This window comes from Synechocystis sp. CACIAM 05 (genome assembly GCF_010222815.1).
Classification (GTDB): domain Bacteria; phylum Cyanobacteriota; class Cyanobacteriia; order Cyanobacteriales; family Microcystaceae; genus Synechocystis.
Map to the genome: position 1 here is coordinate 2,759,077 of NZ_CP019225.1, position 21,348 is coordinate 2,780,424.

Consider the following 21,348-nt stretch of genomic DNA (forward strand, 5'->3'; position numbering starts at 1 on the left):
CCCCGCCGTTGGGTAGTCGAGCGCACCTTTGCTTGGTTTGGTCGCTATCGTCGTTTAAGCAAGGATTATGAATATTTACCTACCACCAGTGAGACAATGCTCTATGTTGCCATGGTTCATCTCATGCTTCAAAGGCTTGCTTAAAACTTTTCAAACACTTTCTTAAAGCTTGACCTATTCTTGTTTTACTGAGCGGCTCCGGCCATTTCTCCGCCATTTCCCTTTGAGTTAAATGACCATTTTCCTCTGCGAACTCTTTGAATTTATCTAAATCATTTATTTTCGGTTGTGGACCACGATGGTAGTCTGTTACTGGACCCACATTTCCCGTCTGCTTCTTTTTCTTAATCCATAGGTCTAGGGTGTTCCGACTAATGTTTAGTGTCCTACACACCTGGCTTTTTTTCTCACCTCTTTCCACTGCACTTACTGCTTTTTCTCTCAGATCAATACTGTAGGGGACTGGCATTGTTTCTTCCTTATCTTTTTCTTATATTATGTCCTAATCTATTCGATTTTTGCTATAGAAGCGCGATAGATGGTATCTGTTATCCTCCTTCTGTAATTTCTTTACCCTCCCCAAGTCACACAATCCTCTATCCATTACTACTACACTGTTTTTTAGTGTTTCCTGTATTGTTTTATCACCATATTTATTGTCATTATCTTGCCCAAAGTGAATTATTATTCCTCCTGACTCTCCTATCAATAATCTAATGCCACTGAATAGTTTCACCTGATGAAACCCCAGTTTCCACATCATTTTAGTAGTTGCACTAATAATTGTTGAGTCTAAAGGAAATATTTCTAATTTTCCCTCTTCTAGTTTTCGCTTTTTAGATATATTTTTCTTCAGGGACACCATAATTTTTTTAAAATACATCAACCTCCCTTTTTTTAGTTGCTTTAAAGAATGTGGATATGTCGACTTTTTCTTCCCGTAAGTTAAGTCTTTTAAACATATTTCTCATCCCCGTCTGACTCTGGTCTAACACTAATCCTAGCCAGATACTCACAAACTTAAATGTATCTAATACCCAGTAGCCATATTTAGGCAGATAAGACAAATGAACTTTGACGATTTGACTAAAATTTGATACCGTAGCCTTGATTATTTATAAAGTATCTGCCCTTTATTTTACAACTTTAAAGGCCTTTTTACTTTATTTCAGCTATCATTCAACACTTCTACCCCCTATGCTATTACTTCAAGACAACTACTTGTATCTCTCTAAGCTAGGTGAGTTTAAGCAATTGCAAGGGGGAATTGCCGGTTTTTTCATGGAACAAAGTGCTGCCCTCTGGGATGCCTTGCTAAGTTTCCAAAATACTCATGGCATCCATGGCAATATGCTGGAAATTGGAGTTTATAAAGGTCTGTCAGCTTTGATGTCCTCCCTACACCTCAATGAAACAGAGGAATTTGTCCTGATCGATTGCACCCGGTATATTGAAGATGCAGAGGTTAACCTTACTCCTATTTTGGGGCCCAGGGGTAGGTATATCCAGCAACCTTCCTATCAAGTGACAGTGGGTTCCCTCGGTGATTTACGTTCTAGTTTTCGTTGGCTTCATATTGATGGTGAACACACAGGCAGGGCTGTGATCAATGACCTTGAATTGTGTGAACAACTACTGTCAGACGACGGCGTCATAGTCTTGGATGATTTCTTTAATCCAATCTACCCTCAGTTGGCGGAAGCACTATTCATTTTTCTAAATCAAAATCACTTTAAGTTATCGATGTTTCTATGTGGTTGGAACAAGGCTTATCTTGCTCGACCAATGTTTGCTCTTAACTACCGTCATTTCATTCGTCAGAAGTTATCTAATGAACTCCACAGTAGAGAAATTCACCAATTTGTGATTACCAAAACCGCTACTTTAGACGAATCAACCGCTTTTGGTATTTGTGAACAGAGATTTGTAGACAGAGACTACTATGGCTTGGACTCTGACCCTGATTTTTTACCTTAAAGTCAAGCTAGCGTAATTAGTTAAGTTTTTAATTTTCAAAAAAATTGCTATCGAACCCATGCTTTAATATATTTTAACTCATGAATAGGCTGCCGAAAATCATCAATACAAACAATGAGTCTTTTGTCAGTATCTTAGCCCTATTATTTTTTATTGGCATATTTTTTATAACTGCATCCTATAGTGATTTATTGAACTCTGGCTTTCGTTATTTTATTGACGATCATCAGATTCCCGTGATGAAACAAGATCTCGATAATCACGGCTTTTGGGAAACAGTAAAAATATGGATTAATCATGACAGAAGTATGCAGCGATTTCGTCCTTATTTTCAGCTGCAAGTGGTGACCATCACCCAACTCCTGGGAGTTAACTCATTTTTGTGGTTTTCATATATTACTTTGCTGGGAGCTTTTACATCTTTTTTTCTGTTTGCTTTTGGACGAATCTTATTTTTTTCAATCCCGGTTTCTTTATTTTTTCCGGTATCTACCTTGCTAGGAAAACAATCAGAAATTTGGGTTAGGCCAATGATACCCGATGCTCAAGGTATGTTTTTTTTGTCGGCCGCCTTATTATTTATTGGTTTAAGCTGTAATCATAGTAAATATTCAAAAATCAACTCCGTAATTGCTATTATTTTAATTATAATAATGTCCTTGTGTAAGGAGTCTTACATTATCTTTATACCGACTTTAATTTTTCTTAAGGTTTGGCTTTATAGCGATTTTCAAAAAAGTTCCCTGTGGAAATCAATTGATACCAATAAGATTTTTATAGGAGTGTTATTAGCAGCAATGTTTTTAGAGCTTGCCTATATAGTTTTCTTTTTAGGGACTAGCGGTATGGGGTACGCTGGTGTTGACAATGAAACTTTAGATTTATTAGCTATTTTTAGAACATCAAAAGAGTTATTACTACAAAGTTACTTTCTCCAAACCGCAATAAGCACAATAATTCTTTTTATCTTTACACATGTAACTAAACAATCAGTATCAAATACAGCAAAAAAAATAATTCCTTTTATTATTCTGCTCTTCATCTCTCTAATTCCTCAAACTCTAATTTATACAAAATCAGGGATCATAGCTGCTTTTTATCTATTTCCTTTTATTCTTATTTCCACCCTTTTATTGTCTAAGATTTTGTCGTTCATTGGTGATAATTGTAGGTGGCTTGGTGTTTTGTTAGTCTCTTGTTTATTATTTACACTTGTCTTTAATCAATCACCATTAGCTTGGGATATTTATTCCCAACAATCTCAAGAAAAACAATATATGAATGAGCTGATAGACCAAATTGAAATATGCTCAGAGAAACCAGATCCAATTTTAGTGGTTCTTAATCCTAAAGTTCGTTATGAAGTATCAGATGCTCTGCAAAAAGTTCTACGAAGTGTAAAGCATCGAGAACAATTGTTTATTGTTACTTATGGACTAGGAGGAAGTTTATTTTACTCTGATAAATTGGCTGATACTGAAGCCGTGTGGAACTTTTTAGACCCTAAGGCAATCTTGCCCAGCTATAACGGAACATTATTGGATATTCACGACAAAAATACTATTAGGACAATAGTAGTATTTGATAGCTTAGATGATGATTTTGTCAAAAGTAATATAGATTGGTTTTCTCCAAAAGAATATCAAATGAAACGGTTTGATATTAGTCTTGCCCCCAGTACTCTTTACTGCAAAAAATAAATTAACAATTATATATATTACGATCAATTTGTATGATTAACTTTTCCAAAAACAGGACTACCAATTATTTCAAGCACTTCAATGTTCAGTTTATTTTTCCTTATCTTTTTATTATTTTCCTTGTATTTTTTTCTCGTTTTCTTTTCATTAATGATTTTGGACTTTACGAAGATGATTGGGCATTTAGTGGTACAGCTATCTCAAATAATTTAGCCCAAAACTGGATTAGGCTTAGGGCTTCCCTTGGTAGTTTTTGGCAGGGTCGTCCACTCCATATGACTTTTCTTACCTTTATCCCCTTTATCGGGGCAAAACTCGGAGGAATTAGGGCCCTATATTTAATCGGATTTACGATTTTAAGTTTAAATGGTTGTCTTTGGTATTCTTTAGTAAAAAAAATCACAAAAAAGAAAAATGTGGCAATCATTGCTAGTTTACTTTTCGTCCTATATCCTGCCGATACAACATTTGGTCTTTTACAACATTTAATCGGTATACAAACCGCTCTGTTGTTTCTTATCATTGCCTTTCACGTTTACATTTCTTCTTCTGAAAAACATAAATTAAACTATTTTAGTAAGCCAATCAGCTATGTTTTTGCAACCCTATCTCTGCTAAATTACGAAAGCCTATTCTTGATCTTTTTTACTGCCTCCCTGCTTAATAACCCCAAAAGTACGAAAAAAGAAAAACTCTATCATTTTCTAACCTTAACAATAATTCTTGTCATCTATTTGTTTCTCAGAAAATTAGCTGGGGAATCTAGGATAAGTGGGATAACGGGACTTCAGCTTATCCAAAAAGTTATATATCAAGTTTTTTGGGGTCCCTTAATAGCTTTTTATTCGTTTTTCAAACGTCCCATCGAAGTAGTTTCATCCCCAAGGGTAGAGAATATTATCATTTTTTGTATTGGATTAATATTATTTTTTATTGTTCTAAAATATTTATTCAAAAAACAGTTTTCACAAAATAATATTCTAGCAGATTTAAATGTATTTCAAGAATTTTGGAGGTTGTCAGGGACAGGATTACTGATGACTATTCTAGCTTATCCATCTGCATTACTTTTATCTGTTCACGATATCAATGGTCGGGCTTCCCGAGTTCATTTTTCTGCAGCTTTGGGCATTACTTTGACTCTTGTTTGTATTTGGGGTATTGCTTTTTATATTACCCACTTGCATAAATTTTGGCATACATTATTGATTTTATTATTGTCTATCCACCTCAGTTTTTTGTTAACCTTCTCGATTAACGTTCAACAATATTATAAAATGAGTTGGCAATATCAACAGGCTTTTTGGCATGATGTTTTTACCTTAGTTCCTGACATTAAGGAGGGGACAATAATCCTTGTGCAAGCACCCGGCCTGGCCTGGGGTAAGCAAATTCATCCCTTTGACTGGAGCCTACCAATGGTGTTGGAATCAATATATGACTTTCCCGATGATTGGCAATTTCCTCCAAGGATTTACCGCCTTAATTCAAACTTAGTTGAGTCTGAACAGTGGAAGGATAAAATAATTAAAGATCGGAAGTTGGTTTTATCTGGTAAAAATGACGGCTTATTTTTTTACTTCCCCTGGGAACCAGAAAGAATAGTTGAACCCCAAGATGTTGTTTTACTGGTGGAAGAGCAAGGGCAATTAGTCAGGAAAGAGCAGATCGAGACCATGGCTGGAGAAATAATTGGTCTAAAGCCTAAGACAAACGATCAATCAACTCTAGATTTACCCACCACTGTTATTTTTGAACATTTGATGCCACCATCAGATTGTGATTATTGCAGTTCTGTTCCACGTATTTATTTTCAGCCTCAAGAGTAATTGAAATTAGCTTGTTAGCAGGTTTGCTGCAGGCAGTTAAAGCAACAAAAAAATATAGAATAAAGAGGATTGAGTGAATAAAGAAACAGCTTTCTATGTTTGTAGCGGTTTTCAATCTAGCAATGCATAAAAAGTTTCTTAATATTTTTTACGCCGGGCTTCACGTCTAGCTGGCACAGTAAACTCCTTACAAAATCAGAATTACAGTCGTTTTATGTGTATCAGCCTGATGCGGAATCTGCCGTACCCCTCTTCCGTCAGACTGAGGGAAGAGGAATAAGTCCATAAATTTTGTGCTCTCCAGTTCATCGCCCATGGGGGGAATCTGCCAGAAAAAATAAAGTTTGGCAAAAATTCTCCCCATCAGTTATGATGACTAAGGCGACGCGGGATAGAGCAGTCTGGTAGCTCGTCGGGCTCATAACCCGAAGGTCGGTGGTTCAAATCCGCCTCCCGCCATTAAAAAAAAAGAAAAAATTCCCCCCGCCGGACAATGGTTGGGGGGTTTGTTTTATCAAATAAAACTTATGGCTACCGGTTCCCCTGCCTACACTTGGCTAGACGATGCTCTAGAAACCATTCATCGGGCCCATTGGCATCGCCATCCCCAGAGCATTACCCAGGGGCCAGGGCCAGAAATTGAATTAGAGGGTCAACGGTTAGTTAATTTTGCTAGCAATGATTACCTTGGCTTAACCAGCCATCCTGACCTAAAAGCGGCGGCCATTAAGGCGATCGCCGATTGGGGGACGGGGAGTACGGGGTCTAGGCTATTGAGTGGCCATCGTCTACTACACAAAGAATTAGAACAGGCCATTGCCCAGTGGAAGGGAACGGAAGCCGCTTTGGTGTTCAGTTCTGGCTATTTGGCTAATTTGGGCACCATCACGGCGTTGGTGGGTAAACGGGATTTGATTTTGGCGGACGAATATAACCATTCCAGCCTGAAGCGTGGAGCCCAGTTGAGTGGAGCCAAGGTAATTAACTATGGCCATGGGTGCCCGGAGGTTTTGACCGATCTACTGGTAAAACATCGAGACCATCACCGCCGTTGTTTGATTCTCAGTGATGGGGTGTTCAGTATGGATGGCGATTTATGTCCCTTGCCCCAGTTAGTGGCGATCGCCGAAGAATTTCAAAGCATGTTGCTAGTGGACGATGCCCATGGCACTGGCACTATGGGAAAAATGGGCACGGGCTGTCGAGAACACTTTCAGTTACCGGTGGGAGATTGGATTCAGGTGGGAACCCTCAGTAAAGCTCTGGGGAGCCTGGGGGGTTACGTAGCTGGCAGTGCCTCCTTGGTTGATTTTCTGCGCAATCGAGCTGCCACTTGGATTTATACCACCGGCCTTTCCCCCGCCGACACCGCCGCTGCCCTGGCTGCCATCGAACTTATCCAACGGGAACCGGAACGCATTGCCCAACTCCAGCTCAACGTTGATTACCTAGCCAAAGGATTGGAAGGTCTAGCAAAATTAAACTTTCGGCGATCGCCAATTAATTCCCCCATCCTCTGGGTAGGGGCCACCAATCCAGCCATGGCTCTGGAAATGGCCAAGCATTTACGAGAACAGGGCATTTTTGCCCCGGCCATTCGTCCCCCCACTGTTCCCCACAGTCGACTACGTTTTTCGGTCATGGCCACTCACTCCCCAGGACACATTGACCAACTATTAGAAACACTGGACCGCTATTACCTCGATTAGAGTTGCCTTTGACGGTGCACAGTTGTCAGTCTTCCTACTTAGCCCTTGAACATCACATCCCCGTCATGGGACAGTGAACTCAGTAGAGGTTTTGGTTAAACTGAAAGTGAAACCAGCCATATCTTTTGATTTTTCACAGTAAGAGTAAGCATTATCAATGGGCGACACTATTACCCTCCTTTCCCGCCGAGAAATAGAAAAAATGCGGCAGGCGGGCCAACTAGCGGCGGCCCTACTTGATCACCTAGCGCCAATGGTGCAACCGGGCATAACTACCCTAGAGCTGAATGACGAAGCGGAAAAATGGACGAAAGCCCACGGAGCCATCAGCGCCCCCCTTGGTTATAACGGTTTCCCAAAGTCTATTTGCACCAGCATCAATGAAGTTATCTGCCATGGCATTCCCCACCGCAAACGGGTATTGCAGGCAGGAGACATCATCAACGTTGACGTTACCCCCATTCTGGACGGCTACCATGGCGACTGTTCCCGCACCTTTTTTGTCGGTACTCCCAGCCCAGTGGCAGAAAAACTGGTCAAAGTCACCGAAGAATGTCTACACCTAGGAATTGAAGCAGTTAAACCCGGCGGTAAAATTGGTGATATTGGGGCCGCCATTCAAAGCCACGCTGAAGCCCAGGGATTTTCCGTTGTTCGTGATTTTGTTGGCCACGGCATTAGCAAAATTTTCCATACCGCCCCCCAAATTCCCCATTACGGCAAAGCGGGCAAAGGCAAAAGACTACGTCCAGGGATGGTGTTTACCATTGAGCCCATGATCAATGAAGGCACCTGGGAAGCGGTATTACTAGATGATGGTTGGACTGCCATCACCAAGGACGGTAAGCTCTCCGCCCAGTTTGAGCACACCATTGCCGTCACTGAAGATGGAGTGGAAATTTTGACCCTAAGGGAGTAAATGCGGTGAAAAGTTGGCAAATCGAACTTTTATACGACGGTGAATGTCCCCTTTGTCTGAGGGAAGTTAATTTTCTCCGTAGTAAAGACCGGGGCCGGGGCTTAGTTAACTTTGTGGATATTGCTCAGCCGGACTACAATCCCCTAGACCATGGCGGTGTCAGTTTTGAGGATGCCATGGCCCGTATCCATGGGGTAAAGGCTGACGGCAGTGTGGTGAAAAATGTGGCCGTTTTCCGAGAAGTTTACGAAATTCTCGGTATCGGCTGGCTATATGCTCCCACCCGTTGGCCCATTATCGGACCCTTGGTGGATAGAATTTACGACTTTTGGGCCGATCGCCGTTTGAGCTGGACTGGGCGGTCAAGCCTAGCGGAAATCCTTGCCCAGCGGGAAAAGGGAATGTGTGCCACCGATGGTTGTGCATTGCCGGTTACCAGTGGTGTTGAGGGTAAGCCCTAGGTTTTTGCGACAATAATTGAAGCCCATTGAAGAGAATACAGGCATAGCTGTGAATTTTCGTAACCCAGTTCCCACGGTGGATTTGATCATCGAAATGATTGATCAACCCCGCCGACCGATTTTATTAATTGAGCGGCAAAATCCGCCTCACGGCTGGGCCTTGCCCGGAGGCTTTGTGGACTATGGAGAAACCCTAGAAACGGCAGCCCTGCGGGAAGCCAAGGAAGAAATTTCCCTGGACGTGCAGCTTATCGAAATGTTTTATGCCTACTCAGACCCTCGCCGGGATCCCCGGCAACATACCCTCAGCGTGGTATTTCTGGCGGCGGCCACCGGCAGACCCCAAGCAGCGGACGATGCTAAAACCGTTGGCTTTTTTGATTTGTGGGAATTTCCCGACCCAGTGTGCTTTGACCATGGACAAATTTTGCGGGATTATCGCCGCTACCGGTATTATCATCAACGCCCCGATCCCCACCGGAATTATTTGGGGGACTAACGGGAAAAGCATCAGTTCCTAGACCAATAACCAATAGTATCGATCCGATAAATTCAATGGGGGATGGCTTCCGAACAAATAGTGTTGATGAATTTCACCCCATCTTCCTTGGGTATCAGTTCTTGTAAATAAAAATCCACCGTTTCATTACTTTCGTTGGTCACTAGCACCTTAGCTTGGTGCCCCTTTTGTAATACCTCACGGCGATCGCACAATTCGTAGGCAAAAATAATCAGGCGATCGCCTGGTTGACAGAGCAAAGCGGCTCCACCATTGGGACAAATTTCTTTGGAGTGGGCTTGACCGGGCAGAACATAGGTAGAAAAACGATTACCATTGCTGAGATTGATAATATCCACCTCCTCCAGGGGCAATAACCCCACCCGCTCCAACATCACTGGGTCAACGGTAATACTGCCCACATAATTAACATTGGCCTCCGTCACACAGACCCGATGTAATTTTGCGTGCATCAAACGAATGCTCCCCATTAAGCCCTAACCTCGGTAAAAAAACGGTATTGGCACTGTCCGTTATCGTGTTAACCGTCGCTAACCATGGCCAACGCCACATCAATATTAAGGCGAACCGCTTCTGCAGAAAGATGGAGGGCAGCTTTTTCTTCAGGGGTTAATTGCACTTCGAGAATATCTTCCACTCCTCGACACCCCAAACGGCAGGGCACTCCAAGGAAAATGTCCTTCAATCCATAGGCACCATCAAGGTAGGTGGCGGCGGGGAGAATTCTAGACTGATTCCGTAAAATGGACTCCACCATCACCGCAGCGGAAGAGGCCGGCGCATAATAGGCGGTGCCCGTTTGTAGTAAGGCGGCAATTTCAGCCCCACCGTTACGGGTACGCTCCACCAACTCTTCAATGGTTTGGGGGGGTATTAATTCGGTAATGGGAACCCCGCTGACGGTGCAGTATCGTGGCAAGGGCAGCATCAAATCTCCGTGCCCGCCCAGCACTAAGGTGTTGATATCAGAAGGACAGGCCCCTAATTTCATCGCAATGAAGGCCTTGAGCCGAGCCGAGTCCAACACCCCCGCCATGCCCATAACCCGTTGGGAAGGTAAACCAGTTACTTTCCAGGCCAAATAGGTCATTACATCCAGGGGATTGGTGACCACAATCAAAATGGCGTTGGGGGAATAGCGTAATGCTTCCCGGGCCGCCTGGGCCACAATGTTGGCGTTTTTGCCCAACAAATCATCCCGACTCATGCCGGGCCTGCGGGGTAGACCAGCGGTAATTACCACCACATCGGAGCCGGCGGTGGCCTCGTATTCATTGGTGCCAATGATTTTGCTGTCGTATTCCTCCACGCTCTGGGCGGCCATCAAATCCAAAGCAATGCCCTGGGGTAAGCCTGGCACAATGTCCAACAAAACTACGTTGGCGACATTTTGCTGCACTAACCTCTGGGCAAGGGTCCGCCCCACATTGCCAGCGCCGACCACGGTAACCTGCCAGGACTGACAGGCGATCGGAGCATACTCCAAACTATTCATGGCACCCTCCGGGGTGTTGACGGTGGAGAAAAGCAACCTAAGCCAGGGCTTCGATTTGGTCTAAGCGCAGCCAGACGTTGGGGGTAGGGACATAAAACCGCACTAGGGCATATTCTTCGTTTAAATCCAACACTTCTCCTTTGCTATGGAAAAGGTAGTCGGGTAAACGGCGATCGCTGGCTTGGGCTTCAAGGCTGTTTTCCAATTGTGCGCGGATAACCCGCACTAAACTGCCCTTTTTCATTTTAGCGGCCATGGTTTTGCCCTCGTTGGGAGACTGGGAAATTAACTCTAAATTGTTACATAACCCCAAAATTTTGTAATTCTTATTTTTGGCTAGTTTCTCCCCAGGCCATTCCCCAGACTTTCCCCAGTGATTCCCCCGGTTAGCGGATTTTATCCCCAGGAGGTTAAGGTTTTTAGGCTATTTCTTAACCCTGACTGGGCCGTGGGCACCCTAGGGGTGGGGGAATTTTTTAGGGTTTTGACGCTAGGGATAGTAGGAGTATTTTTCTGGCGATCGCCGCCTGGGGAATCCCAGGAAAAATTAGAGAGAGTTGGTTAAAACCCTTTTATTGTTAAGTTGAGTTAAGTAAAAATAGCTCAAATGCTTATAGTTTGGTTGGCAAAAATGAGAAATGCCCACCGGGGCAAAATTTTCCGCCATTGACAGCCAGGGGATTTCCTCGATAAAACTATTGGGCACACAGCAGAAAAACTTTGGGTGTGGGGCCGTAATCTTCAGCCGGCCAAGTTATTCCCCAAAGCAGCTCCGCCCTTTGACAGAGAGAAGAACTATGGATACCTCCGTTAGTGTTTTTGCTGAAATTCCCGAAGACCTGCACCAGTCCTTGACCACCTATCTGGATAAACATCCCCATTGGGACCTAGACCGGGTGTTTTCCGCTGCCCTGTCCCTGTTCCTGCTGCAAAATGAGGGAGGCTACGGCACCAAACCCATGTCCACCAGTTACAAGGCCTGTGCCCGGGTCTATCTGGAAACTTTATTGCAAACCGCCGAATGATTCCCAAGTTAATTGTGGGTTTGGGTAACCCTGAGCCGAAATATGATCAAACCCGCCACAACATTGGTTTTGCGGTGGTGGATGCGTTGGCGATCGCCTGGCAGTGTTCTTGGTATGACCATAAGCGCTTCCAGGGCTGGTTTGGGGAAGGGCTAATGGCAGGGCAAAAAACCTGTTTACTTAAGCCCCGTACCTATATGAATCGCTCTGGCCAAGCCGTCCGGGCGGTGGTGGACTGGTACAAACTCGAGCCGCAGTCGGTGCTGGTGGTCTATGACGATATGGATTTACCCCTGGGCCGATTACGCCTGAGACAAACGGGTTCTGCCGGGGGCCATAACGGGATGAAATCCCTGATTAGTCATTTGGGCACCCAGGACTTTCCCCGTCTCCGATTAGGCATTGGCAAAAGTGATGGCAGTAAAGACACCATTGCCCATGTGCTGGGGAAATTTACCCCGTCGGAATTGCCCATCGTCGAGAAAAGTTTAGATCTTGCCACGGAGGCGATCGCCCATAGTTTGCACCATGGCATTGCCAAAACCATGAGTTTATTTAATAATCGCGACGTCTGCCCTTAGGTAATGGGATTAATGGGGTATGATGGGAAGTTGGCAAATTATTACATTTCTTGGGAATTTCGCTTGTGACTACAGCCGAAGCAGCATCTACCGTACACACTAGTTTCATTCTTAAAGTCCTCTGGCTCGATCAAAACGTGGCGATCGCCGTGGATCAAATTGTGGGTAAAGGCACTAGTCCCCTCACTTCCTACTTCTTCTGGCCCCGGGCCGATGCTTGGCAACAACTCAAAGACGAACTCGAAGCCAAACATTGGATCGCCGAAGCGGACCGGATTAACGTCCTCAACCAAGCCACCGAGGTGATCAACTTCTGGCAGGACTTGAAAAATCAAAATAAACAAATCTCCATGGCCGAAGCCCAGGGTAAATTCCCCGAAGTGGTGTTCAGCGGCAGTAACTAAATCCCCCCGGGGTGAGGAAGAAAAAATATTTTCATATTCCGATATCCACTGGCTGTGGCGGAGAAATTGTTTCCCTGGGGACAGTCAAAAAACAGCACTGTTCCCTCCCTGGGCGCCTCAAAAAATCGATATGCTACCGTAAGGTCGAGGGGAACTTCCCCATGGCCAGACTGTCATAGCCTCTGGTTTGGGAGGGCTGACCATGCCTTGGCTACAAACCTTTTCTTTTCGGCGATCGCCATTTTCCTTGGCCCGCAGACATTTAAAAAACAAGATTTTCGTGAAGATTAAATCAATATTTTTATTGTCATTACTTTTTGAGGCGACAGCAACAATGAAATCCTTACTCCGCATCGGCGCAACCCTCGGTCTGATTGGTACCACCGCGATTGGTACCTGGTTAGGTACCACCCTCCAGGCCTTAGCCCTGCCCACCGAAGAGGTAGTCAAAATTCTTCAAGGGGTGCCGGTTTTTACCATTGTGGATGCCCAGGGAGCCCCCTTAGTGGCCGTCGGTAATGACAACGAAAAAGTTACCGGTGTTTTCATTAGTCAACAAGAAGCCAATGGCTTTTTACAGGAACTGAAAAAACAAAAACCCGACGTTGGTTCCCAGGTCAGTGTTCAACCCGTTTCCCTGGGGGAAGTAGTGAAAATTGCCCAGGCCAATGCGAACCAGACCGACCCCCTGGGTTTTGCCTATGTGCCCATCCCGGCCCAGGTGCAAGCAGCTCAGCAAATGCCCAATTCTGAATACCAAGGGGGAGTCCCCCTATTCGTAGCCAGAGGGGGAGAAGACCAAGGTTACCTTACTATCCAACAGGAAAACGAGCAAATTATTCCTTTCTTCCTGGAGGCTAGTCAAATTCAGCAAATGGTGGAACGGTTTAAGCAAGAGCAACCTGCCATGGCCGACAGCATCGTAATCGACGTGATTGCCATGGAGAATGTTATTTCTACCTTACAAACCAGTGACGATGCCATGCTCAAGCAAATACGCATTGTGCCTACCCAGGAAGCCATTCAATTTATCCGTTCTTTATCCGCCCAACAACCTAAGTAATCCCTGGAGTTTATCTCTAATCTAAGGGCTTAGTGGGGGCGAATAAATTACCACTTACCTCGAATGAGGGGGGAAGGATGGGAAATAACTTTGATGGATTATCCCCCCTAGCCCTGCATTGATGAAGTCACCACACTGGGTTGCCGAAGGGACCATGGCTAACTATATTTAACCCATGAATAACCTTGTGGGAGATTTTTTCAGGATGCGTCTATTTTGGCCCCAGTCCCGTCGTCGGTTGACGGCGATCGCCTTGAATCTAGCCCTTGCTGGCACCACCGCTGGACTAATGTTTGCCTGTGCTGAACCAGAACCTACCCCTGGGGACGGAGCTAGTCAACCCAGCACCGGGGGAGAAGGAGGAGCGCTAAAACTAGGGGCCCTACTGCCGGCTACGGGGGATCTATCTTCCATCGGGCAAAATATGCCTTTAGCGGTGCAATTGGCGGTGGATACCATCAATGCCTGTGGCGGCGTCAATGGCCAAGACGTAACAGTAGTGATTGAAGATGATCAAACCGATCCCACCGCAGGGGTTTCCGCCATGACCAAATTAGCAGAAGCGGACCAGGTGGCTGGCGTGGTAGGTTCCTTTGCCAGCAGCGTTTCCAGTGCGGCGGTGCCCATCGCAGTGAGAAACAACATTATGATGATTTCCCCGGGCAGCACTAGTCCTGTGTTTACTGACCAGGCCAAGAAGGGCGAATTTAAAGGCTTTTGGGCCCGTACCGCTCCTCCCGATACGTACCAAGCCCAGGCCCTAGCTGCCTTGGCCAAGAAACAAGGTTTTACCGACGCCGCCACCGTGGTTATCAACAATGACTATGGTGTGGGGTTTGAAAAAGTATTTGTGGAATCCTTCACCGCCGATGGCGGTAATGTGACCAATAAAGATAACCCGGTGCGCTACGATCCCAAGGCGGCAACGTTGGATACGGAAGCGGCCCAGGGCTTTGCCAATAGTCCTGATGCTGTGGCGGCTATTCTTTATGCTGATACGGGGAGTGTGTTGGTTCAATCGGCCTACCGCCAGGGCTTAATGGATGGAGTCACCTTACTATTAACGGATGGCGTTTATTCCCCCGATTTCGTTGAAAAAGTAGGCAAAGATGCCAATGGAGTTTCCCTTTTATCTGGGGCCCTGGGTACGGTACCCGGTGCCGATGGCAAATCCCTGGAAGCCTTCACTGCCCAATGGAAAGATGCCACTGGTGGTAAGGACGTAACTGCGTTTGTGCCCCACACCTACGATGCCACTGTTTTGATGATGTTGGCGGCAGAAGCTGCAAAATCTAATACAGGAGTGGGGATCCAGAGCAAAATCCGGGATGTCTCCAATGGTCCAGGGGAAGAAGTGACCGATGCTTGTGAGGCGATCGCCATGGTGCGGGAAGGCAAGGACATTAATTACCAAGGGGCTAGCGGCAATGTGGACATCGACGAAAATGGCGATGTGGTAGGTACTTACGATGTCTGGACGGTGAAAGGGGATGGCACCCTAGAGGTAATCGATAAAGTTACCCCCGGTTCCGGTTCCTAGTACTTCTCCGTAAATTGTCTTGACCAATTTGATCAGTTTTAATTAACCATTAATGGCCCCCATCGGTTGCTCCAGGGGGCTTTTCTTTTAGAGCGGTTTGGCGTTTTTCAACTTCGATCTTTCCCCTAGTAGATGGGGACTTCTTCCACTTCCGCCAGGGGTTCGGGGGTCAATATATCTGGCGATCGGCTGCCGGAAAGTTGTTTTAACAATTGGGGGCGTGGGTCGTGGAGCAGGTAAAAAACTTCGTCCCCAATTTGGGCATTTTCAGTGGTCTTAGCTAGTTGCAAACTGCCCTGCCGTTTCAGCATTAAGGGCAGTAATTCCCCAGAACGAATTAGGGCTTGGGTGTGGGCTTGCTGTAGGGCTAAACCAGTTTCCTTAAACAGGGTTTTGCCCAGTTTAATTTGCCCATCCTTAAGGTACTGATTCCAGGTTTTGAAAGTTTTTTGCTCCATAAAAATTCTTACCCCTTTATTTTTCAGCAAGGGATTATCTTCCGGTAAGTTATCTGGAGCAATCACACACACCCGGGGGGGGTTAAATTCATTGATGGTATTTTGAGCCAGCACCAAATTCACTTCCCCGTTATTGGTCAGGGCCATAAATGCCCCCATCTCTTCAATGCCTGCCTTTTCCAATGCATGGGAATCCAACGCACTGGTTTGAATGGCCGTTAATCCTTCGGCGATCGCCGTCGCACAGGCTTCCGGGTCACTGTCAATCAATACCACCGATTCCCCTTGGGCTGTAAATAAACGGGCCACCAGTCGTCCCAGGGGAGTACAACCGATAATTACTGCGCCGGTGGTGTGGGTGTCGGTGATACGTAGCAGTTTAGCCAAGGGCTTCGCCGTTAAGCCCTGAATGAACACCGTCATCATAATGGTGAGAAACACAATCGATTTGATCGCATCGCCACCGTTAATGCCCCGTTCAGTCAACAGTAGGGAAAATAGGGAGGCAACGGACGCAGAAACAATACCCCGAGGGGCAATCCAAGCCACAAAAAGTTTCTGTCGCCAGTTAAAAGCGCTAGTCCAAGTACAAATAGCGATACTAATGGGACGAATGACTAGCATTAACACCGCCACAGTGAGCACACTGCCCCAGCCCAAAGCCCCAAAGCTACTCAGGGATAATTCTGCCGCCAGCAGAATAAATAGCACCGAGACACAAAGCAGGGTTAATTTACCTTTGAATCGTCGCAAAAGTCGGTTATCAGGCAGGGCAGAGGAGTTGAGGTAAATGCCCATGGCTACGGTGGCCATTAAGCCCGATTCACTCAGGGATGCTTGGGCCGCACCAAATACTCCCCACACCCCCGCTAGCACCACCAGATTACTGACATCTTCCGAGAGAAAGCTGGCCCGTTTGAGGAAATTACTCAATAGCCAACCGCCCCCCACCCCGATCGCCAGGCCGACCCCAAGGCGCAATATTAGACCCATGGCAATTTCGATAATGTCGGTTTCAACGCTGACGTTGGTATTAAAAATGGTTTCCAATACCACCACTGCCAGGATTGCTCCCACCGGATCGATCAGTACCCCTTCCCCCTCCAGTAGGGTAGCCACAGACTTCTGCACCTGGACCTGTTTAATTAGGGGGCCCACCACCGTTGGCCCGGTTACCACCACCAAGGAGCCGTATAAAAAAGCTAAATACCAGGGGAACTCCGCCAACCAATGGGCCGCTAATCCCCCTCCCACTAGGGTAATTAGGGTGCCGATGGTGACCAAATTACGCAGACTACCGGAAACCTGGCCCAATTCCCGCAGGCCTAAATTTAAGCCCCCCTCAAACAAAATAATCGCCACGGAAAGGGAAACAATTACTTCCAAACCATCCCCAAAATTGGCGGGTTGAATCCAATGCAAGCCGCTGTTGCCAAGGATGACGCCAAAAATAAGCAAAAAGACAATGCTCGGTAGTTTGAGAAATCCCGCCAATACTTGGGCCCCAATGCCAAACAGGACAGTGAGGATAATCTGGAGGGTAAGGGAAAATGATCCTTCCATAAGGCTCAAAGGAATTGGTTCTGCCTGTGGGTTAACGGTAAATCATTGCCAGGGAGTTGGCCCCTTAAGTTAAAAGGCCAACTCCCCTCCAAGGTAAGCTAGTCTGCCACCAACTGGGGAGCTTGCTCCGGGAGAACTGTTTACCAACCTAAAATTTATCGCCAATTCACTCAAGTCTTTGGACTTTACACAATTTGTCGGTTAAACAATTAAAAAATTAAAGGCGGCACCCAGATTCGAACTGGGGGTAAAGATTTTGCAGACCTCTGCCTTACCACTTGGCTATGCCGCCATGTCCGGCCAATCATTATAACAGAGTTGGCAATCTAGACCAAACGGCGATCGGTCAGCAACTCATAGCCTGTGGCCGTTACCAACACCGTATGCTCAAACTGGGCCGAAAGGGCATTGTCCACCGTCACCACCGTCCATCGATCGCCGAGGGTACGGGTGAAACGGGAACCAGCATTAATGATCGGCTCGATCGCCAGGGTCATGCCCGGTTTAAGTTTGACATTGGGCAAATCCCGGCAGCGGACGTTAAACACATGGGGGTCTTCGTGGAGGGCCTGCCCCACCCCATGGCCGGTGAACTCTTCCACAATGGTGTAACCGGTGGGCTTAACGTAATCCTCGATTGCCCCGGCAATGTCCATCAGGTAATTACCAGGCTTTACCTGTTCAATCCCCGCATACAAGGCCCCTTCCGCCACTTCCATCAACCGCTGGGCTTGGGGGGAAACCTTACCCACCGCAATGGTGATGCAGGAATCCCCGTGGTAGCCCTGGAAATAGGCTCCGGTATCTACTTTGAGCAAATCGCCAGAACGAATTTTTTTACGGCGACGGGGAATACCATGGACCACCTCATTATTCACACAGGCACAAATAGAGGCGGGAAAGCCGTGGTAACCCTTAAAACTGGGAGTGGCTCCCAGGGAACGAATTCGTTCTTCGGCTAACTGGTCTAAATCCCCGGTGGTCATGCCTGGCTGCACCGTGGCGGCAATCTCCTTCAATACCTGGGCGGCGATCGCCCCGGCTTGGCGCATAATGGCAATTTCGGCGGGGGTTTTAATCTGTACTCCCCGGCGGGAACGTTTTTTTGCCTTTGGTGTCGGGGACGGTACGGGGGAGGGGGGCGCAAATAACTGGCTGAGTAAATTCATAGGATGGGTGCCCAAAAATCTAGGCCATGCTGGCCTTGACTTCCTCCAAGGTTTCCATGGGAATATCCTGGGCATCCCCAGCAAAATCGTTATCTGGGGTTAAAAACAACATACAGTGACATTCCTTGCGCTCCCGCATAGGCACACAGGGGCAATTCCAAAAGGTATTTTTTACTTCCGCTTCCTTGTCTTCGTAATGGCGACAGGGGCACAGGGGAGAACCCAATTCCTCTTTATGGCGAGCTAAACCCTCGATAACAACGGCGGTGACGGAAAGATCACTACAAAAATAGGTATCCGTACGTTTAGCATACTGCTCCGCAAAATTTTTCATTGCGGCCAGTGTTTTGTTGTTCTGGGTGTCACTGCTGGTCATATATTCTCAAGGGAATTAGATGGTCGGCACAAACGCCAATTTTGCCGTCGGTGTATTTATCTTGACACACTATTGGAGCAGAACCAAAAACCGACGAATCACCCCACTTGTTACCCCAGGTAATTCCAAATGGGGCGTTAACCCCACGTCTTTAATTTCCACAAAAGCTTTAATGGCATTGGGGTTCAGCGCCGCTAAACGACGACCGATCGCCGGAGGGGTAAATTGGGCATATTCTCCCCAGAGGATAGCTGTAGTAACGGTTAAATCCGGCATAAATTGGGCCAAATCAAAGCAGAGATCCCCCCTAACAAAGGACAGGGCTGCATATTCCGCCCTGGGTTGGGTGGCGGACTCCAGATAGGCGTCGATAATTTCGGGATAAATGCGCCGGGCTTGGGCAAATTGTCGTTGTTCCAAAAAATTCATAATGCCCGCTGTGTTGGCAATGCCGGTGGTGTAGATAAAACGATCCAGCACGGGCACACTGACCAATTGAGCAAAAAAGTTACTGCGGTAATCTTCACCAAAGTCCGATAATCCTGTGGGGGTAGCCAAAATTAGCCCCGCAAATAGCTCTGGGTACTGCACCGCTGTCCGCACGGCGATCGCTGCCACCAGGGAAGAGGCAATCACCATCACAGGTTGGTCACAGGTTTGTTGCAAAAATTCCTGAATAACCTGGATATAGTCCTGGGGAGTGTAATTTTTCACTGGATGGTCGGAGCGACCCCAACCCAACAAGTCCGGCGCTAACACTCGGTAGTCAGCAGCAAAAGCCGGATAAACCTTTGACCATTCGTAGGCGGAAGAACCACCCCCAAAGCCATGGAGAAATACCAACGTTTGGCGATCGCCGAGGGAATCTACCGCCTCTACCCAGGGGGCCTCCGTTGCTTCGTAGTAAACAATGGTTCCCAGGGAAGTAACTAGGGAATTGCGGGTAAAGCCAAGGGGTTCAATCATACTTTTTTGATGGTTGGGGCATTGAGCAAAGCAACTGGTCTTCTTCAGTATGGTTTAGTTTTTTTGCCCATGGCGGGATTTGGGGCCAGAAATTGGACCGCTTTTCTTTTGTTCCCGTTGCAATAACTTTTGCCCCCACCGGGGATAAAAACTCAGATAAATGAGCAAATTGCCCCAAAATAACGCCCCCAGCAGCAAATAAGTTTTGAGCCAAAAATTACCCTGAAAATCCTCCATAATGCCCACACTAGCCATACTAAACCCTAGGGTTAACACCACTAACAGTAACCGTTTGGAAATCCTCAATTGCTTTCTTCGAGATGGTTGCTTGCCCACAAATTTTGCCCTTGATAGAATTTGGCACCGTTGAATTGGAACTGGGAGGTTGCCCCTAGAATGGTTAAAAGTCGCAGGGAAAGCCATGGCCGTTGGTGTTTGTAACCATGCCCCACCGGGGACTAGCGCGGTCAGCTTATCCCATGGCGGGTTTTTGCTAACCTGGTTGTAAATCAATTGCTCTTTTAATTTATGGTTCGTCGTCGTTCGGTGCCTTGGATTCATCGCTATTCCCGTTTCATTATGGGGGCGATCGCCGTCCTGGGGATCTTGATCACCTCCTACCTGGCCTATATTTCCTTCACCGGGGGAGAAGCCCTTTGTCCCGTGGACCAGGCCACCGGTAGCTCCAGTTGTGACCTGGTGTTACAGAGTGCCTACGCCAAAGTTTTTGACATTCCCCTCAGTGTTTTTGGGCTGGCAGCTTATCTGGCCATGGGCATTGCCGCTTTGGTGCCCTTTTTGGTCAGTGAGGAGAGCAACAAAAAACAGCGTAACTCCCTGGAAGATCTCACCGGAAAATTTCTCCTGGTGGGGGGTACGTCCATGGCGGTGTTCAGCGGTTACTTAATGTACATCTCCTTTTTCCGGCTCCAGGAAGCTTGCTGGTACTGCCTAACTTCTGCTATTTGTTCTTTGTTGTTGTTCATTTTGGCGATCGTTGGTCGGGAGTGGGAAGAAGTGAGTCAAGTATTTTTTACCACCGTCGTGGTGGCCATGGTAACCATTGTCGGCACCCTGGGTCTCTATGCCACTGCTGAAGGGCCTAAAGCCGGAGCCGATGGCACAATTCCCATTCCTGCCATTGTCGGTCAACCCAGACCCCCCAGTGGTTGGCCCATCACCACTCAGTCGGGACCAGCGGAAATTGAGTTGGCGGAATACCTCACTGCCAAAGGGGTACTCAACTATGGTGCCTTCTGGTGTCCCCACTGCTATGACCAAAAACTACTTTTCGGCAAAGAAGCATTTGAAAAAATTAGCTATATTGAGTGCGACCCGGCTGGGAAAAATCCCCAGACCCAAACCTGTGTGGATGTCGGTATTCAATCCTTCCCCACCTGGGGCATTGACGGAGAACTAAACCCTGGGGTCAAAACTCTCCGGGAATTGGCAGAGCTCACTGGCTATGAAGGCAATATGGATTTTAAATATGGCCTGAGAAATTAGTTAGACCTACCCAAGGATTAAGCCGACTAACAAAGTGATCCATCGTCTGGCGGTATAGCGACGCCATCATTCCCCGAACAAAATCCC

The 21,348-nt window shown here is 46.6% G+C and carries 24 protein-coding genes, 2 tRNA genes and 1 pseudogene; 16 read left to right on the forward strand and 11 right to left on the reverse strand.

Annotated elements, in window-relative coordinates:
• Window positions 1-144: transposase (locus BWK47_RS13035; RefSeq protein WP_162328971.1), on the forward strand; the 144-nt coding region annotated here is incomplete at its 5' end.
• On the opposite strand, the gene BWK47_RS13040 is transcribed toward BWK47_RS13035, so the two are convergent.
• The gene (locus tag BWK47_RS13040; protein WP_162328972.1) at window positions 122-469 is read right to left on the reverse strand and encodes a helix-turn-helix domain-containing protein; all 348 of its coding nucleotides are present in this window, start codon (window positions 467-469) and stop codon (window positions 122-124) included. The two genes, BWK47_RS13035 and BWK47_RS13040, sit on opposite strands and share 23 nt — an antisense overlap.
• A gap of 39 nt (window positions 470-508) precedes the next feature.
• Window positions 509-1,112 (reverse strand): annotated as a pseudogene (locus tag BWK47_RS17160) (transposase); the annotation flags it as partial.
• A gap of 85 nt (window positions 1,113-1,197) precedes the next feature.
• Between BWK47_RS17160 and BWK47_RS13050 the strand changes: the two are divergent.
• From BWK47_RS13050 to BWK47_RS13085, 8 genes are all read left to right on the forward strand, one after another.
• Window positions 1,198-1,977: a class I SAM-dependent methyltransferase gene (locus tag BWK47_RS13050; RefSeq protein ID WP_162329700.1), complete on the forward strand. Its 780-nt coding sequence runs from the start codon at window positions 1,198-1,200 to the stop codon at window positions 1,975-1,977.
• A gap of 239 nt (window positions 1,978-2,216) precedes the next feature.
• Window positions 2,217-3,677 carry a hypothetical protein gene (locus BWK47_RS13055; protein WP_237269640.1) on the forward strand — a complete coding sequence of 487 codons (1,461 nt, stop codon included), beginning with the start codon at window positions 2,217-2,219 and terminating at the stop codon, window positions 3,675-3,677.
• 32 nt (window positions 3,678-3,709) lie between these two features.
• Window positions 3,710-5,506, forward strand: a complete 1,797-nt coding sequence (locus BWK47_RS13060) for a hypothetical protein (protein WP_162328975.1) — start codon at window positions 3,710-3,712, stop codon at window positions 5,504-5,506.
• Between the two features lie 385 nt (window positions 5,507-5,891).
• Window positions 5,892-5,965 (forward strand) — tRNA-Met (locus tag BWK47_RS13065).
• Between the two features lie 68 nt (window positions 5,966-6,033).
• Window positions 6,034-7,215, forward strand: coding sequence for an 8-amino-7-oxononanoate synthase (bioF, locus tag BWK47_RS13070; RefSeq protein WP_162328976.1), 1,182 nt, complete (start codon window positions 6,034-6,036; stop codon window positions 7,213-7,215).
• 157 nt (window positions 7,216-7,372) lie between these two features.
• Window positions 7,373-8,134 (forward strand): type I methionyl aminopeptidase, encoded by a 762-nt coding sequence (gene map / locus BWK47_RS13075; RefSeq protein ID WP_162328977.1) that lies wholly within the window; start codon window positions 7,373-7,375, stop codon window positions 8,132-8,134.
• A gap of 5 nt (window positions 8,135-8,139) precedes the next feature.
• On the forward strand, window positions 8,140-8,595 hold the full coding sequence (locus tag BWK47_RS13080) for a thiol-disulfide oxidoreductase DCC family protein (RefSeq protein ID WP_162328978.1): 456 nt from the start codon (window positions 8,140-8,142) through the stop codon (window positions 8,593-8,595).
• A 49-nt stretch (window positions 8,596-8,644) separates the two neighbouring features.
• Complete coding sequence (locus BWK47_RS13085; protein WP_162328979.1) at window positions 8,645-9,094, forward strand: NUDIX domain-containing protein; 450 nt, start codon at window positions 8,645-8,647, stop codon at window positions 9,092-9,094.
• A 53-nt stretch (window positions 9,095-9,147) separates the two neighbouring features.
• On the opposite strand, the gene panD is transcribed toward BWK47_RS13085, so the two are convergent.
• Genes panD through BWK47_RS13100 form a run of 3 tightly spaced genes read right to left on the reverse strand, consistent with a single transcriptional unit; the run spans window position 9,148 to window position 10,866 of the window.
• Complete coding sequence (gene panD / locus BWK47_RS13090) at window positions 9,148-9,585, reverse strand: aspartate 1-decarboxylase (RefSeq protein ID WP_162328980.1); 438 nt, start codon at window positions 9,583-9,585, stop codon at window positions 9,148-9,150.
• A gap of 50 nt (window positions 9,586-9,635) precedes the next feature.
• Window positions 9,636-10,610 carry a malate dehydrogenase gene (gene mdh / locus BWK47_RS13095; protein WP_162328981.1) on the reverse strand — a complete coding sequence of 325 codons (975 nt, stop codon included), beginning with the start codon at window positions 10,608-10,610 and terminating at the stop codon, window positions 9,636-9,638.
• A gap of 37 nt (window positions 10,611-10,647) precedes the next feature.
• On the reverse strand, window positions 10,648-10,866 hold the full coding sequence (locus BWK47_RS13100) for an NAD(P)H-quinone oxidoreductase subunit O (RefSeq protein WP_010873698.1): 219 nt from the start codon (window positions 10,864-10,866) through the stop codon (window positions 10,648-10,650).
• A 117-nt stretch (window positions 10,867-10,983) separates the two neighbouring features.
• Here BWK47_RS13100 and BWK47_RS13105 point away from each other — a divergent pair, with 117 nt between their 5' ends.
• The 6 genes from BWK47_RS13105 to BWK47_RS13130 all read left to right on the forward strand — a co-directional run bounded on the left by BWK47_RS13105 (window position 10,984) and on the right by BWK47_RS13130 (window position 15,223).
• Window positions 10,984-11,175: a hypothetical protein gene (locus tag BWK47_RS13105; RefSeq protein ID WP_162328982.1), complete on the forward strand. Its 192-nt coding sequence runs from the start codon at window positions 10,984-10,986 to the stop codon at window positions 11,173-11,175.
• A gap of 232 nt (window positions 11,176-11,407) precedes the next feature.
• Entirely contained in the window at window positions 11,408-11,635 is a 228-nt protein-coding gene (locus BWK47_RS13110) for a DUF2811 domain-containing protein (RefSeq protein WP_020862075.1), read from the forward strand.
• Complete coding sequence (gene pth / locus BWK47_RS13115) at window positions 11,632-12,216, forward strand: aminoacyl-tRNA hydrolase (RefSeq protein WP_162328983.1); 585 nt, start codon at window positions 11,632-11,634, stop codon at window positions 12,214-12,216. Before BWK47_RS13110 ends, pth begins: the two co-directional genes overlap by 4 nt.
• Window positions 12,217-12,281: 65 nt before the next feature.
• The gene (locus BWK47_RS13120; RefSeq protein WP_010873701.1) at window positions 12,282-12,620 is read left to right on the forward strand and encodes a 30S ribosomal protein PSRP-3; all 339 of its coding nucleotides are present in this window, start codon (window positions 12,282-12,284) and stop codon (window positions 12,618-12,620) included.
• A 202-nt stretch (window positions 12,621-12,822) separates the two neighbouring features.
• Window positions 12,823-13,683: a Tic22 family chloroplast protein importer gene (locus BWK47_RS13125; RefSeq protein WP_010873702.1), complete on the forward strand. Its 861-nt coding sequence runs from the start codon at window positions 12,823-12,825 to the stop codon at window positions 13,681-13,683.
• Between the two features lie 175 nt (window positions 13,684-13,858).
• A complete protein-coding gene (locus BWK47_RS13130; protein WP_162328984.1) occupies window positions 13,859-15,223 on the forward strand; it encodes an ABC transporter substrate-binding protein in 1,365 nt (454 codons plus the stop codon).
• Window positions 15,224-15,348: 125 nt separating this feature from the next.
• Here the strand turns inward: BWK47_RS13130 and BWK47_RS13135 are convergent, their stop codons facing one another.
• The 6 genes from BWK47_RS13135 to BWK47_RS17165 form a co-directional block, all read right to left on the reverse strand.
• Window positions 15,349-17,244: a cation:proton antiporter gene (locus BWK47_RS13135; protein WP_162328985.1), complete on the reverse strand. Its 1,896-nt coding sequence runs from the start codon at window positions 17,242-17,244 to the stop codon at window positions 15,349-15,351.
• Between the two features lie 221 nt (window positions 17,245-17,465).
• Window positions 17,466-17,536: transfer RNA gene (locus BWK47_RS13140), tRNA-Cys, on the reverse strand.
• A 34-nt stretch (window positions 17,537-17,570) separates the two neighbouring features.
• Window positions 17,571-18,413 carry a type I methionyl aminopeptidase gene (map, locus tag BWK47_RS13145; RefSeq protein ID WP_162328986.1) on the reverse strand — a complete coding sequence of 281 codons (843 nt, stop codon included), beginning with the start codon at window positions 18,411-18,413 and terminating at the stop codon, window positions 17,571-17,573.
• 19 nt (window positions 18,414-18,432) lie between these two features.
• Window positions 18,433-18,789 carry a ferredoxin:thioredoxin reductase gene (locus BWK47_RS13150; RefSeq protein ID WP_010873706.1) on the reverse strand — a complete coding sequence of 119 codons (357 nt, stop codon included), beginning with the start codon at window positions 18,787-18,789 and terminating at the stop codon, window positions 18,433-18,435.
• 69 nt (window positions 18,790-18,858) lie between these two features.
• A complete protein-coding gene (locus BWK47_RS13155) occupies window positions 18,859-19,755 on the reverse strand; it encodes an alpha/beta fold hydrolase (RefSeq protein ID WP_204250413.1) in 897 nt (298 codons plus the stop codon).
• A gap of 54 nt (window positions 19,756-19,809) precedes the next feature.
• Entirely contained in the window at window positions 19,810-20,061 is a 252-nt protein-coding gene (locus tag BWK47_RS17165; protein WP_237269641.1) for an SID1 transmembrane family member, read from the reverse strand.
• A gap of 222 nt (window positions 20,062-20,283) precedes the next feature.
• Here BWK47_RS17165 and BWK47_RS13165 point away from each other — a divergent pair, with 222 nt between their 5' ends.
• On the forward strand, window positions 20,284-21,261 hold the full coding sequence (locus BWK47_RS13165) for a vitamin K epoxide reductase family protein (protein ID WP_162328988.1): 978 nt from the start codon (window positions 20,284-20,286) through the stop codon (window positions 21,259-21,261).
• Window positions 21,262-21,348 lie beyond the last annotated feature (87 nt).